This is a genomic window from Paenibacillus sp. 203 (assembly GCF_037027525.1).
Lineage (GTDB): Bacteria > Bacillota > Bacilli > Paenibacillales > Paenibacillaceae > Paenibacillus > Paenibacillus polymyxa_B.
Genome location: NZ_JAXCHD010000003.1, coordinates 117,429 through 131,142, shown reverse-complemented (window position 1 = coordinate 131,142; position 13,714 = coordinate 117,429). Strand labels below are relative to the sequence as shown.

Annotated in this window: 14 protein-coding genes; 1 reads left to right on the top strand and 13 read right to left on the bottom strand. The window is 45.9% G+C overall.

What is annotated here, in order from left to right; translation table 11 throughout:
* Positions 1-130 precede the first annotated feature (130 nt).
* The 10 genes from WA407_RS06970 to WA407_RS06925 form a co-directional block, all read right to left on the bottom strand.
* The gene (locus tag WA407_RS06970) at positions 131-565 is read right to left on the bottom strand and encodes a peptidylprolyl isomerase (protein WP_013310775.1); all 435 of its coding nucleotides are present in this window, start codon (positions 563-565) and stop codon (positions 131-133) included.
* A 161-nt stretch (positions 566-726) separates the two neighbouring features.
* Positions 727-2,094 carry a diaminopimelate decarboxylase gene (gene lysA / locus WA407_RS06965; RefSeq protein WP_235309570.1) on the bottom strand — a complete coding sequence of 456 codons (1,368 nt, stop codon included), beginning with the start codon at positions 2,092-2,094 and terminating at the stop codon, positions 727-729.
* A 110-nt stretch (positions 2,095-2,204) separates the two neighbouring features.
* Positions 2,205-3,899, bottom strand: coding sequence for a spore germination protein (locus WA407_RS06960; protein ID WP_254328393.1), 1,695 nt, complete (start codon positions 3,897-3,899; stop codon positions 2,205-2,207).
* Positions 3,900-3,925: 26 nt separating this feature from the next.
* Entirely contained in the window at positions 3,926-4,348 is a 423-nt protein-coding gene (locus WA407_RS06955) for a stage V sporulation protein AB (RefSeq protein ID WP_039271000.1), read from the bottom strand.
* Positions 4,345-4,998 carry a stage V sporulation protein AA gene (locus WA407_RS06950; protein ID WP_235309569.1) on the bottom strand — a complete coding sequence of 218 codons (654 nt, stop codon included), beginning with the start codon at positions 4,996-4,998 and terminating at the stop codon, positions 4,345-4,347. Before WA407_RS06950 ends, WA407_RS06955 begins: the two co-directional genes overlap by 4 nt.
* 176 nt (positions 4,999-5,174) lie before the next feature.
* Entirely contained in the window at positions 5,175-5,930 is a 756-nt protein-coding gene (sigF, locus tag WA407_RS06945) for an RNA polymerase sporulation sigma factor SigF (RefSeq protein ID WP_023989213.1), read from the bottom strand.
* A gap of 11 nt (positions 5,931-5,941) precedes the next feature.
* Positions 5,942-6,397 carry an anti-sigma F factor gene (spoIIAB, locus tag WA407_RS06940; RefSeq protein WP_039270996.1) on the bottom strand — a complete coding sequence of 152 codons (456 nt, stop codon included), beginning with the start codon at positions 6,395-6,397 and terminating at the stop codon, positions 5,942-5,944.
* Positions 6,394-6,747 carry an anti-sigma F factor antagonist gene (gene spoIIAA / locus WA407_RS06935; RefSeq protein ID WP_013310782.1) on the bottom strand — a complete coding sequence of 118 codons (354 nt, stop codon included), beginning with the start codon at positions 6,745-6,747 and terminating at the stop codon, positions 6,394-6,396. Before spoIIAA ends, spoIIAB begins: the two co-directional genes overlap by 4 nt.
* A gap of 96 nt (positions 6,748-6,843) precedes the next feature.
* The gene (locus WA407_RS06930) at positions 6,844-8,037 is read right to left on the bottom strand and encodes a D-alanyl-D-alanine carboxypeptidase family protein (RefSeq protein WP_235309568.1); all 1,194 of its coding nucleotides are present in this window, start codon (positions 8,035-8,037) and stop codon (positions 6,844-6,846) included.
* Positions 8,038-8,246: 209 nt separating this feature from the next.
* The gene (locus WA407_RS06925; protein ID WP_336077032.1) at positions 8,247-9,890 is read right to left on the bottom strand and encodes a glycosyl hydrolase family 28-related protein; all 1,644 of its coding nucleotides are present in this window, start codon (positions 9,888-9,890) and stop codon (positions 8,247-8,249) included.
* Positions 9,891-10,094: 204 nt separating this feature from the next.
* Between WA407_RS06925 and WA407_RS06920 the strand changes: the two genes are divergently transcribed.
* A complete protein-coding gene (locus tag WA407_RS06920) occupies positions 10,095-11,306 on the top strand; it encodes an O-antigen ligase family protein (protein WP_039270991.1) in 1,212 nt (403 codons plus the stop codon).
* Between the two features lie 124 nt (positions 11,307-11,430).
* Here WA407_RS06920 and WA407_RS06915 read toward each other — a convergent pair whose 3' ends face one another.
* The 3 genes from WA407_RS06915 to WA407_RS06905 form a co-directional block, all read right to left on the bottom strand.
* Positions 11,431-12,255, bottom strand: a complete 825-nt coding sequence (locus WA407_RS06915) for a purine-nucleoside phosphorylase (protein ID WP_209947348.1) — start codon at positions 12,253-12,255, stop codon at positions 11,431-11,433.
* A 72-nt stretch (positions 12,256-12,327) separates the two neighbouring features.
* Entirely contained in the window at positions 12,328-13,272 is a 945-nt protein-coding gene (gene xerD, locus WA407_RS06910; protein WP_235309566.1) for a site-specific tyrosine recombinase XerD, read from the bottom strand.
* Between the two features lie 105 nt (positions 13,273-13,377).
* Positions 13,378-13,620, bottom strand: a complete 243-nt coding sequence (locus WA407_RS06905; RefSeq protein WP_043882230.1) for a YqzK family protein — start codon at positions 13,618-13,620, stop codon at positions 13,378-13,380.
* Positions 13,621-13,714 lie beyond the last annotated feature (94 nt).

Below are 13,714 nucleotides of genomic sequence, written 5' to 3'. Positions count from 1 at the left end.
ACTGTAATGCCTACGTGATTGCGAAAATCAATAAACCGTCAAACAAAAGACAACAAAAGCCGCCCTGTCCAAAGACAGAACGGCTTAGGTGCAACACTATTTGAAAAAGATCATGTAATTAACGGTAAAATTACACGTCAAATACTTTAACCTCTTTCATTTTGTCGCCTTGTTTTACAGCATCAATGAATTCCATACCTTTGGTTACTTTACCAAATACAGTATGTACTCCATCTAAATGTGGTTGTGGAGCGTAGCAGATAAAAAATTGGCTGCCACCTGTGTTGCGACCTGCATGAGCCATGGACAGAACGCCTTTGGCATGCTTTGTTGTATTCGTAGCTGTTTCACAGTCAATCGTGTAACCAGGACCGCCTGTACCGTTACCGATTGGACAACCACCTTGAGCAACAAAGCCCGGAATGACACGGTGGAAGCTCAAACCGTTGTAGTAACCGCTGTTTGCCAGCTTTTCAAAGTTAGCAACGGTGTTTGGAGCTTCTTCTGGGAAAAAGTCAATTTCAACGATACCGCCGTTTTCAAGATCTATTCTACCTTTTTTCATTGTTTGTATCTCCTTTTCAACCTGTTTTGAGAACTAAATAACATCAAGTTCCAGTTTACTATGAATTGCCGCGCTTAGCAAAGTCTTGTCCAAAAAAAGAGCCATTGTCCCCGGTGTATTATTACCGACTCAATGGCCTACTTGATCTTACAATTCTAAAATCAGGACGAAACGGTAATCTTGGCGTTGGGCTGAACCACTGGACTAGCTTGATCACGAATCAAGCGCTGTGGCACAACATCGTTGCGTACGATATCTTCGTAGGTTTCCCGACGCACTACCAACTCGGCCTCACCGTTGCTGACAAATACAACTGCTGGTCGACGTATTCGGTTATAATTACTCGCCATGGAGTAATTGTAGGCTCCGGTTGAGGCAACAGCGAGCAAATCGCCGCTATTTATACGAGGCAGCTCTACATCCCAAATCAGCATATCGCCGCTTTCACAGCATTTGCCCGCAATGGACACCGTCTCTTCGTTCGTATCCTGCGCTCGGTTAGCCAGCATCGCTTCATACTTGGCCTGATACAGTGCAGGGCGTGGATTATCTGTCATCCCGCCATCTACCGAGACATATTTACGTACCTGCGGAATATCCTTGATGCTTCCTACCGTATATAAGGTCGTGCCTGAATCGCCTACAATACTGCGTCCCGGCTCAATCCAAATTTCTGGAAGTTCATCGTAAAGTCCTGAAAAATAAGTTTTCACCGCTTCGCCGATAGCCTGTACATAGGTTGATACTTTCAGTGGTGTGTCCTCTTCTGTGTAGCGAATGCCAAATCCCCCACCCAGATTAATCACTTTGAAAGAAAACTGAAGCTGTTCCTTAATTTCTCTGGAAAAAGCTGCAACCCGTTCAGCAGCCATTTGGAAGCCATTCACTTCGAATATTTGCGAACCGATATGAGAATGTACCCCCAGCAGGTTAAGATGGTCTAGCTTGATAGCCTGTTCCACTGCTTGGCGTGCTGTACCGTTTCCAATGTCAAAGCCAAATTTCGAATCTTCTTGACCTGTGGCCATATATTCATGCGTATGCGCCTCAACCCCTGGTGTAACCCGCAGTAAGATATTCACCTGCTGTTCTTTATCGGAGGCAAGGGCCTGCAACAAATGCAACTCCATTTCGCTATCGACGACGAAGCAGCCAATTTGCGCATCTAACGCCATTTCAATTTCTTCCGGTGTTTTGTTATTGCCGTGGAAATGGATTCGCTCTGCCGGAAACCCTGCTTGTAGCGCAGTAAACAATTCTCCACTGGAAACTACGTCAAGCGACATCCCTTCTTCAGCAGCTAAAGCGCACATCGCCATAACACAAAACGCTTTGCTTGCATAAGCGACTTGAAACTTCAATCCGGTTTCACGAAAAGCTTCTATATACTCCCGGCAGCGCCGGCGGACTAACTGTTCGTCAACAATATATAGTGGTGTGCCAAAACGCTCTTTCAAAAGTGTTGTATCACAACCGCCGATTTCCAAATGTCCATTGCTGTTAATTTTACTGCTTCCATGCAAATACATGTTCTGGCGCCTCTCTTTCTGGAACAAGCTAGTCATATTCCATCGAATGTTTACACCAGTATAGCAAAAAAAACATCAAGAACAATGGATTTTTATGCAGATCATTTATATTAATGCTCCTGTCCATTGCCTGAGTTCGAATCTGTGTCGGCATCCGTATGGGGCATACGCGTATTGTCCCTAGTTTTGTTAAATGACGGGCGGTTAGGCGCATCTAGTACAGGCATACGGAACAAGATGGAAGCTAACGCTTTGGCGTTAAAAGGAATGAACGGCCACAAATACGAAGAATTATATGACCGATGCAGCGTCAGCATCAAAATGATCAGTGTCGTACCCACGACAAAGCCAGGTACATGAAAAATCGCAACAGCAACCAGCAGGAATAGTCGAATCAGTCTATTCGCCAGCCCTAGCTCATAGCTCGGCGTTGCGAACATTCCTATGGCAGCGACAGCCATATACAGCACGACCTCATTCACGAAAAGTCCCGTCTGAACCGCTATGTCACCGACCAGAATAGCTGCGATCAAGCCCATAGCGGAAGCCAGTGGTGTCGGAGTATGCACAGCCGCCATTCGCATGAGATCGACCCCTAGTTCCACGATGATAAACTGTGCAATCAGCGGAAGATGTGCTTCCTTTTGAGGACCGATAAAATCGAGAAACGCCGGTTTTAATTCGGGATTGATGACCATTAGCAGCCACATGGGAAGCAGAAACATCGAGGCAAATATGCCTAAAAAACGTACCCAGCGCAAATAACTTCCCATAAAAGCGGTTTGCCGATTTTCTTCTGCATGCTGACACAAGTCAAAAAAAGTGGTAGGCAAGATCATCACGCTGGGTGAGGTATCGACGAAAATAACGAGCCTTCCTTCCATAATATGCGAAGCCACGACATCTGGTCGCTCCGAATATCGTACTAATGGATATGGATTCCAACCTTTATTGATAATCGTCTCCTCTAATTGCTTATCGGCCAGAGGAATACCATCCAAATTAACATTTTTAATTTTGTCTCGTACAGTATCCACCATCACCTTATCCACAATATCGTCAATGTAGCCCAAACATACGTCTGTTCGGGTTCGGCGTCCGACCTGCATAGCCTCAAATTTAAGTCCTGGGTCCCGCAAACGTCGGCGCACCAGACTTACATTTGTAAGCATTGTTTCAGTAAACCCGTCGCGGGCACCGCGCACAACCCGCTCCAAAGAAGGTTCCTCCGGACTACGCACCGGATAATTACGAGTATCCAGAATAAGGGAAAAACGTTCGCCTTCCATGAAAAAGGCACTCATTCCTGTCAGCACCTTGTTAATGACGACAGACATCTTATCTGTCTTCTCCACCTGAATATGTGGAATAAAATTTTCGAAATACGCTTGTAGTCCATCCGAAGAGAGATTATCCGGCGTCAGATAGGTGAGACGCTTTAGCACTTCAAGCATGATCTGATCTTTCGCAAAGGTATTTAGGAACAGATATCCGGTATGACGCCCACCCAGTGTCATTTCCCTGAATACAACATCAAAGGTCTCCCCCAAGCCTAATACTGTTTCAAGTGTATTCTTATTATCCTTCATTCTCGGCGATATATCATCTTCGGCCTGCCAGTAGCGAACGGACTCCTCTACGTTATCAGACCGCTCACTCTCTTTTTTGTGTTTAAAACGCGCAGATTCCTGCGCCTGCTTTTCCTTCCATGGACTCAACTCTTCTCCGTCAGTATGATATTCCTTTCCGATTCCCCTGTCTTCTTGATGTTGCTCCTGATGCTCTTGATCCGCTCTGCGATCCATATTCCTTGCCCCCTTCGCTTTCGTTGTTAACGGTTGTATACAAACCAGTCAAATAAGGAACCCGTCACCTTGCCAAGCACCATTGCCATTAATAGGCCGAACATATACACGGTCATGTGGAGTCGCTTGGCGAGTATAGGCAGGAGATTCAATACCTCCGTTAAAGCCGCGGCGAGCAAACCAATAAACACTCCGCAAAACAACCCAGGTATCCATGTAAATATGCCCGGTAGTGGCAAGCAGATGTTCCAAAAATCGACCACAGTCCCCAGCACTGAACCTATAATCATTGCCTTTTCGTATGCACGTGATTTTTTATACGTACGGGTGAGTTGTGCTAATCGCGGCATGATATCGAGCACAATAAAAAAAGCAATTACACCGCTACCCACCGCAAGGCCCCCAGCAATACCTAAGATAATCTGAAGTGCAGCCTGTACAAATATCATGGTTTCTTATCCTTTGTGTGCAAACGGGCCATCTTTTCATACTCCTCTGCCACAACATACTGATCCACATTTTCCTGGTACAGATACATTTCCACCTCCAGCGGCGTCGGCTCCTCGTTCCAATTTTTCTTGAACAAGTGATTAAAAAAAACGATCATGCCAAAGCCGATGCCGATCGAGTAAGCAATTTGAAACAGGTACGGATGTTCATCTTTATGTCCCGTAATCATCTCCACAATCCGAACCTGTACCTCCATCATGCTAACGTCGGCATGAAAATTCATAATTGTCAGCGCAGAGCCAAAAAACAGAAGCACCCATACCAAAACAAACAGTATTTTGGACGGCTTACGGGGTTTCTCCACGAGTTCCACAAGTACATGCGGCTTCCCGAGAGATTCAACTATGACCCCCGGAATATGATCTCTAATTTTTGCTATGATCTGCAGCATGTCTATCAGTATCAGATTACCGTCCTGGTGCTGCGGGCGCTTGAGAACAAGCTCAAGCAGATCCTTTTCCCATTCAGGATTAGTCAGCAGATGGGCTACATCACCCAAATGTAAATCCTGCCCTTGTATCATGCGGACACGGCTGCGGAGCCTCAAGTAGACAATAGGAGCTACTGTAGGAGCCGGACTATGAGTCATCCGATCCCCTCCTTATCCTCGTAATTATCGATTAGTATGGAACGAAGAGAGGAAACCTATTCTGTGTATTGTCTTTTACCCCACGCAAAAAAGAGTACCCCTGGCCATTAAAATGGCTTTGGAATACCCTTTTTAAATACGTAAGCATAAGGATTTCACTAAGATCCTGACTGTTATTATTGGGCAATCTGATCGCGGATCAGTTGTAAAATCTTTTTTTCCAGCCGTGATACCTGTACCTGAGAAATACCAAGCCGACTTGCAACCTCTGATTGAGTCTGATCCCGGTAATAGCGCAGGTACACAATCAACCGTTCCCGCTCAGATAGTCCGCCAATGGCTTCATTGAGTGCCAGCTTGTCGAACCACCTTTCCTGTGATTCGTCAGCAATCTGATCCATAAGTGTAATCGGATCACCGTCATTTTCGAACACCGTTTCGTGAATGGAAGTAGGCGGCTTATTGGCCTCCTGCGCAAAAACAACATCCTCCGGTGTCACTCCCAGCTCATCAGCAACTTCCTTGACTGTAGGCAGACGGTTGAGCCGTTTGGATAGCTCGTCTTTCATTTTGCGGACCTTATTGGCCGTTTCCTTCAAGGAACGGCTAACTTTGAGTGTACCGTCATCACGCAGGAACCGTTGAATCTCACCGATAATCATCGGTACTGCATATGTTGAAAATTTGACTTCGTAGCTGAGATCGAATTTATCCACCGATTTTAACAAGCCGATGCAACCAATTTGAAAAAGATCGTCAGGTTCATACCCCCGGTTCATAAAGCGCTGCACGACAGACCAGACGAGCCGGATATTACTATTGACCAGTGTCTCACGAGCCTCATTATCACCGGATTGACTCAGTGCAATAAGCCGTTTGACTTCCGCATCCTCCAAATAGCTGTGCGAAGTTTTTTTTCCTCCTGCTTCCATAGGATCAACTCCTAATTGTATAAAGCTTTCTTGGATTCAATCCTTTTCTTCATCCGGACCGACGTGCCTCCGCCCGGCTCACTGACTGCTTCAAACTCATCCATGAAATTTTCCATAATCGTAAAGCCCATGCCGGAGCGTTCCAATTCAGGTTTGGACGTATATAGAGGTTGCTTGGCAAGTTCCAGATCCTCAATTCCTCGGCCTGCGTCCTCAACAACCAACGTAATCACGTCCGCTTCAATCCTGACTTTGATCGTTACGACACCTGACGGGTCGCTGTCATAACCGTGAATAATGCTGTTTGTCACCGCTTCAGACACCACAGTTTTCAAATCACTTAGCTCATCCATTGTGGGATCAAGCCTAGAAATAAATGCCGCGACAGCCACACGAGCAAATGCTTCATTCTCCGATTTGGCAGCAAACTGCAAGCTCATGAAATTGTTACCCGTGCCTTCTCTCATGACACTACCTCCAGTTCCGTGAGCGCATTTCCCTCGTTGTCATATATGGGCATGATTTTGAACAGCCCTGACATATCCAGCAGTCGGTGTACTGGCGGATTGACATCACAGACTGCCATTTTCCCGCCCTTTTGCTTGATCAGTTTGTACCGTCCCAAGATAACGCCAAGGCCGGAGCTATCCATAAACTGAAGATTCTTCAGGCTGAGCACAATATGCTCGCATTGCCGACGCTGAATCGCCTCATCCATTTGCATACGGACCATGTCCGACGTATGGTGATCAAGCTCACCAGACAGCCTTACAATCAGTACCCCCCGGTGATGCTCCATTTCAATTTGCAGGTTCATGCTTACTCACTCTCCTCCCGGTCTTGGACAAGGATTTCTACGTAGCCGCAGACGATTCCTGCCCTCCGACAAAACTAGAAGAAAACCCCGTAAAATCTACAAAGAAAATAGGTTCGACATGGTACGTTTAAACAATTTCCACCATCCGGCCTTTTCGATAGCCACAGGCGAAGTGATATTAAACTCCTTAAGACGTTGTCCATCCTGATAGACGACCAGCTTACCGACTGGGTCACCAGCCCGGACAGGAGCTTTGAGGCTTGGGGACAGTTGTAATTCATGACGCAACGTTTGTTTGTTGCCACCTTTTTTCACCAACACGCTGTAAAAACGCTCAGCCTGAATTTTCAGCTCTGGCAATACGCCTTTTTCAACTTTTACACTACCCAGCAATTCACCCGGCTTGTATATGGATTTCATTGTATATTGAGAAAACGCATAGTCGAACATAGAAGATACTTCATTGTTGCGTATCTTTGTATTCGGCTCCCCAAGCACAACAGCTACGACACGCAAGCCATCACGCTTCGCAGTAGCGGAAAGACAGAACTTTGCTTCTCCCGTATAGCCTGTTTTCAGCCCGTCTGCTCCAGTATAGAAACGGACAAGCTTATTCGTATTTACCAGCCAAAAGGGTTTTACCGAGGATTTGCGCAAATAGTCCTGATAGGCACCCGTATATTTCGTAATTTGCGGGTATTTCAACAACTCCCGGCTCATAACCGCAATATCATGCGCAGAAGAATAGTGATTCTCGACAGGCAAACCGTTGCAATTGGCAAAATGGGTATCCTTGAGCCCGAGCTGCTGCACCTTGGCGTTCATCATGTCGACAAAAGCCTGCTCAGACCCTGCAATTTTCTCAGCCATCGCCACAGAAGCGTCATTGCCGGAAGCCATCGCGATTCCCTTCAGCATCTCATCGACCGTCATTTCTTCTCCCGGCTCCAAGAAAATTTGCGAGCCCCCCATTGAAGATGCATATTCGCTGGCACGAACTTTATCGGTCAGCTTAAGCTTGCCATCCTGAATGGCCTCCATGGTCAGCAACATCGTCATAATCTTGGTGATGCTCGCTGGAGGAAGCTTTTCACGACTGTTTTTTTCATAGATGACTGTGCCCGTATCTGCATCCATCAGGATCGCCGAGAGAGCCTGGGGAGCTAGCTCAGCCGCTGATCCCTCTTTGGTTTTGCTTTCAGGTATGCTTTCTTCGGCCCAACCGCCGACAGGGACGGCAGTCAAGGCTACCAGGCAAGCCAGGATGAACGCCACCACTTTTTTCTTCACAATCGGTTCCCTCCTCAACATATTGGCGTAAAGCACCGGAGCTTACTTAACCCTCCGGCCTATTCGCGTGCTGCTAACCATTGTCGTCAGAATGAAAGAAAAATATTCCATATGGATAAAAACATCAAATAGCACCAAGCTGAGTCAGCATGGTGCGCATTTTCCAATATATAAAAAGACAGAACATCTATCGTCTGTGAAATAATGGTTTAAATTCGGCTTACGGTGAGATATGTGATACCGCCACCCGGTAAAATATCCATTGTATTTTGACTAAATACCCGTATATCAATAAAAGAATTCGCTTCCAGCCTAAGTTCCATTGCTCCACTCAATGCACTATAGTTCAGTCCGCCGATAACCCTATCATCGAGATAGGCATAGGCGGAGCTCCCGGCAAGCTGCTCATCATTCAGGTGAAGTGCCAGCCGTGTGCGATTACCATCCACTTGAGGGTCGGTCGAAATGTAAACTTGTATTCTGTATTTCCCAGCTCGCTTGGCTCGCCATCGGCTATTCGCCGCGTCGAATTCGATCAGCTCATCATAGTTGATTTGATTGAACTTTACCTTCTGCCAGCTACCTGCGGGGAGATTTTGCCTTGCTCCCAAGTAGGCTTTAACAAAGGTTTCGTCCAAATGTTCAATCCCGTTGTTCGAGTATTTCTCGACTAGCAGCAAAGCCTGCCCTGTCCCATTGTTCTCGTCATAACGATTATTGCTATAGCTAAAATCCAAATGTGAGCGAAGTGTCACCTGCTGTGTGGAAGAGCTACCAGAGAAAGAAATAAGCTGCTTTAGATTACGGGGATACCCTCCCACCTCGTCCACCAAAACTTTTTTGCCAATGACCACATCCACAAAATAGTTACATACGGATTGGGTGTCATCGAATTTGTCCGCTATCGCTAAAATGGAGTCACGCAAGGCCACATTTTTCGTTTCTTTGGTAGCACCAATCTGAATAAAAGAAGGCACTGTCATCTTATGCTCTCTGCTTAGTCCCTCAAACCAGCAACCTATAAATTCAGCGTTCATAAAATCATTAATTAGAATGGGAATATCATTGGAACTCCCATCCTTAATGTGCTGGCTAGCCAAAAATCTGGCTCCGTTGGAGCTGTTCAGATCCAATGCCGTATCGTTCCCCAATGTAAAAAGCGCTATGCTAGTAAACTGTGAACTTCTATTCTGTAAGTGAATCCCTGTTTTATTGTAATTAATCTCCGTGCATTTAAATAAATTCACATCACTTTCGTAGCCCCAAAAAGCCGTTTCAAAATGCTCAATTAGGACGTTATCTAGGGCAACTCCACCGCCCTTCCAATCCTGAATACCTAAAGTACCTTTGCCATAATATCCACGCTTCACTGACTGCGAAAACGGATTATTTAATGTGGATCTCTCAGCCCCCTCGTACCGGATCGATAAGTCATGAAACTGCACATTTTGAAATCCGCTAAACGATGGTAGACTTTCATCTCCAATTTGAAAACAAGGACCCGTACCATAAAATTCAATCGACGTAACACCTTTGCCTTGTCGGTATCTGCCCTTATGAATGCCAAAAATGCGCACACCCTGCTTGCGGATCTGTAGGGTAGAGGTTATTTTGTATCGTCCACTGGGGATGTGAAGAATGGAATAATCGGGGGTCTTATTAATCAACTCCTGCAAAGCTGCCGTGTCATCCTGAATACCATCACCAGCAGCTCCAAACCAACTTACGTTTGCACTGCGTTCAATGAATTCTTTTTCAATGGTTTTAAAATTTTCATTTAATTGCTGCGGCGTTAAGTCTTTGCCTGTACCACTCAAATTCAACTTCAAACGGTCTGTAAAATGATTCGCCACCCGAACACCCCCATGTTTAAAAACGTAAAAAGTTCCTTTTTAACCAAGCCGAAGAATTCTTCATTTTCTTAGCATGGACTGAGTATATGCACAATAGGGCTTGCTCTAGGCTTGAGAAAAATGAAAATAAATATTTTATTATTATTGTACAAGAAGATACGTTTTGTATATTATAGATACATAATGTATCTAGGTGGTGAAATCGTGAAACATGTACTTACCGTAGCTGGTTTACTGGCTTTTTCGATTCCTTATGCTTGTCAGGGTTTGTCCCCCAGAGTTATCACGATTTCCCTGCTTATTCTGTTGTTCAGCTATACCATGCTACTACCTTCACTCAAGTCATTGATCGCAACCTTAGTCGACAATCCGTTGCTGACTTTACTCATGCTGTACATCGCTGCCTCCTGTTTATGGGCTGAACAAGAGCAGACCTCTTCCTTGCTGATGGTTCTCAAATTTCTTGCCTTCTCTACCTTTGGGCTCTATTTGGTCACCCATTATACAACACAGGGCTGCATTCGCCTCTTAGTCGTTACGTTAAGTATTTTGAGCATACTTAATCTACTCGCCGTTTTGCTCGTTCCCTCCTTTGCTATTCATGGTGGCGTAGAACATACTGGGCTATGGAAGGGCATCTCTGGTCATAAAAATACACTTGGAACTCTCTCTCTGTTAAGTTTTGTTTCACATGTTATTTACTTTTTCAGGGGTAAACATAAAGTTTTGCATATTGGCTTCATCTTACTCAATGCCTTATTGCTCATCGAGTGCCAATCTACCACCTCTTTGGTGCTGACATCTTCGCTCTTCGTATTTATATTGTTTATATTGCTATTCAAGAGAATCCGAAGCATTGCATTACGCGGTTTCTTCATTAGCTGTTCCTGCTTGTTCGTTCTTTTGGGTTTGGTATTCATCTTTACTTATGGAGATGCGATTGCGTCGGAATTTGGAAAAACAACGACCTTAACTGGAAGAACGGAAATCTGGCAGGGGATTGGTGGTGCTATTCAGAGCCATTACTGGTTCGGACATGGTTACGGCTCCTACTGGGCAGCCCGGCCCAGTATCTATGCGAATGGAATTCGATTTGATCTGACAAGCAGCCATAGCGGTTTCCGAGATCTGTGGATCGATGTGGGCCTTACAGGACTACTGGCAACCATTACACTCGCCATAACCACTTTATTTAAATTCAGAATTGGTAAAGCAGATATGTATACATGGCTAACGGCAGCGGTTTTTTTCCTTTTTATCGTATTGAATAATATAACGGACAGCCGTTTCCTGAACTCGCTATCTATTTACTGGATTATTTTTATGGTTATTGTGATCAAGGTGCAAGAACGACATAAACTGGCTGTAGCAGAAAAAGCGAATTCAACTGCATTGAGCACACAGCCTCTTCATTAGGAGATCATACTCAGCTCAACCGCTGTATGTGAAAAAGAACCCCGTACCCACGCCAACAAAAGGCGTTCGGATACGGGGTTCTTGGGATATATGTCCACCGCTTCGGTTGAACATGATCCCCAATCTACATTTGTGGAATAATCGCTAGCACAAGTTTCAAAAATTGCTCACGTACCTTCTCTGCCGTCTCCATCACTTCACCATGGGACAAAGGTTGATCCAGAATGCCTGCAGCCATATTCGTGATACAGGAGAAGCCCAGTACCTCAATACCTGCATGACGGGCTACAATAACCTCAGATACGGTCGACATACCCACCGCATCTGCGCCCAGTGTACGCAGCATAACGATTTCAGCAGGCGTTTCATAGTTAGGGCCCAGCAATCCAGCATATACACCTTCTTGCAGGCTGAAGCCCTGTTGGTTAGCCGTTTGCTTGGCAATTTCACGCAAGCGGCGGCTGTACGCCTCCGACATGTCTGGAAAACGAACGCCCAGACCGGCATCGTTCGGTCCGATCAGCGGATTTTGTCCTGTCAGATTAAGATGATCCGAGATGACCATCAGATCGCCTGCTTCGTAGGAAGTATTTACACCACCTGCTGCATTCGTCACCAGCAGACTTTGAATCCCCAATTGCTTCATCACCCGAACTGGGAAAGCCGTCAGTTGTGGGCCATAGCCCTCATACATATGGAAGCGCCCTTTCATCATGACGACAGCGCGACCTTCAATCGTGCCTAACAGTAATTCTCCCTCATGACCTTCTACGGTCGATACAGGAAAATGGGGAATATCCTGATAAGGAATACTAATTCCATCCTGAATTAAATCGGCCAGAATACCGAGACCCGATCCCAGAATAAGACCAATCTCTGGACGTATTCCGCTTTTGGCACGGATATATTCTGCTGCTTCCTGAATTGTAGCTTGGTTGGCTGTTGACATTAATATCTCTCCTGACTTGTACAATCGTAAAGTTATAGTCATAATCACATTTTCTATGAAAGTAAAGTATCGTTACGTTCGATCTTTGCTTTCATGAGAAGTGCGGTTGCCGCCGTGCGGGTGATGCTTTTCATATACTTCCTTCATATTCCGTCTTGCCGTCTGCGCATATACCTGCGTCGTTGACAGATCAGCATGACCCAGCATTTCCTGTACAGAGCGTAAGTCCGCTCCGCCCTCCAGCATATGTACCGCAAAGGAATGCCGCAGCGTGTGGGGCGTGATATCCTCGCTTATGCCTGCTTCCTGGCCGTACTTCTTAATCATTTTCCAGAAGCCCTGTCTACTGAGACGCTGTCCAGATACGTTCAGGAACATGGCTTCCTGCTCTACCTGAGCTTCTTCACCCTGCCCGGATCTCAGCAATAATAGACGCTGCTCGTCCATGTAGGCTTGTGCCCACTGTGATGCCTCACGGCTAATCGGTACAACACGCTCTTTGCCTGCCTCGCCGCCACAGTGCACAAAGCGCAGATCGGTGCGCACATCACACACGTTAAGGGCAATCAGCTCCGATACGCGAATGCCCGTCGCATATAACAACTCCAGCATCGCCTTGTCTCGCACCCCTTGCGGGGCAGTCACATCTGGCGCGGCCAGCAAACGCTCTACCTCATCCTGCGTTAGCACCGAGGGCTTCTTTTTAGTCGCTTTAGGCAACTCCAGCAGAACGGACGGATCATGGATCGTAATTCCCTCCCGGATAAGAAAATGAAAAAAGGAGCGAATGGAGGCGACGCTACGTGATATCGTCGCCGCAGCTTTTCCCTGTTCCTTCAAATGGCCCAAATACAGTACCAGATGTGACCGTTGGACATTATCCGGCTGCTCAATACCACAGCTTTCTGCGAACTCGACAAACTGCTGTACGTCTCGTTGATACGCTTCCAAAGTGCTGCGCGACAAACCCTTTTCCTCTTCCATATATTGAGCGAAAGGTTGAATGTACATTTTCATGAGTTCCAAAAGTCTCCTTGTTCTGCATACAGCGGTTCAGTCTCAGCGTCTGCTTCTTCGTGTGCTGCCTTCATTTCATAAGCTCATCAAGACCGATTACTTAGACTATTCACCATACCAGTAAAAGAAACGTAAACGTTCCAACACTGCTATTCGATGCTCGGACCCTTCATTTACTTTTTGTCCGCCAAATACCTTAACTGCATGTCCTTCCGGTATTCGGTAATGATCTACAGGTGTTATCCAATCTGTAAACAGCCTGAGGCTAAAAAAGAACATACATGCTAGTACCCCGAACAAGATTACCAAACGCAGCCATTTTAGTCCTCTCCGCAACGATAGTACCATGTGGATCAGCCGCCTTTTCCCCAGAATATGGCCCTAATTAGGACTCTCTATGGAAGGGTATGACAAGCTATTCCTTTTTATACCGCTTAATCCC

Bases quoted from the DNA above. Each gene is read 5' to 3' on its own strand.
- WA407_RS06970 (WP_013310775.1), bottom strand. From the start codon at position 565: ATGAAAAAAGGTAGAATAGATCTTGAAAACGGCGGTATCGTTGAAATT.
- lysA (WP_235309570.1), bottom strand. From the start codon at position 2,094: ATGTATTTGCATGGAAGCAGTAAAATTAACAGCAATGGACATTTGGAA.
- WA407_RS06960 (WP_254328393.1), bottom strand. From the start codon at position 3,899: ATGGATCGCAGAGCGGATCAAGAGCATCAGGAGCAACATCAAGAAGAC.
- WA407_RS06955 (WP_039271000.1), bottom strand. From the start codon at position 4,348: ATGATATTTGTACAGGCTGCACTTCAGATTATCTTAGGTATTGCTGGG.
- WA407_RS06950 (WP_235309569.1), bottom strand. From the start codon at position 4,998: ATGACTCATAGTCCGGCTCCTACAGTAGCTCCTATTGTCTACTTGAGG.
- sigF (WP_023989213.1), bottom strand. From the start codon at position 5,930: ATGGAAGCAGGAGGAAAAAAAACTTCGCACAGCTATTTGGAGGATGCG.
- spoIIAB (WP_039270996.1), bottom strand. From the start codon at position 6,397: ATGAGAGAAGGCACGGGTAACAATTTCATGAGCTTGCAGTTTGCTGCC.
- spoIIAA (WP_013310782.1), bottom strand. From the start codon at position 6,747: ATGAACCTGCAAATTGAAATGGAGCATCACCGGGGGGTACTGATTGTA.
- WA407_RS06915 (WP_209947348.1), bottom strand. From the start codon at position 12,255: ATGTCAACAGCCAACCAAGCTACAATTCAGGAAGCAGCAGAATATATC.
- xerD (WP_235309566.1), bottom strand. From the start codon at position 13,272: ATGAAAATGTACATTCAACCTTTCGCTCAATATATGGAAGAGGAAAAG.
- WA407_RS06905 (WP_043882230.1), bottom strand. From the start codon at position 13,620: ATGGTACTATCGTTGCGGAGAGGACTAAAATGGCTGCGTTTGGTAATC.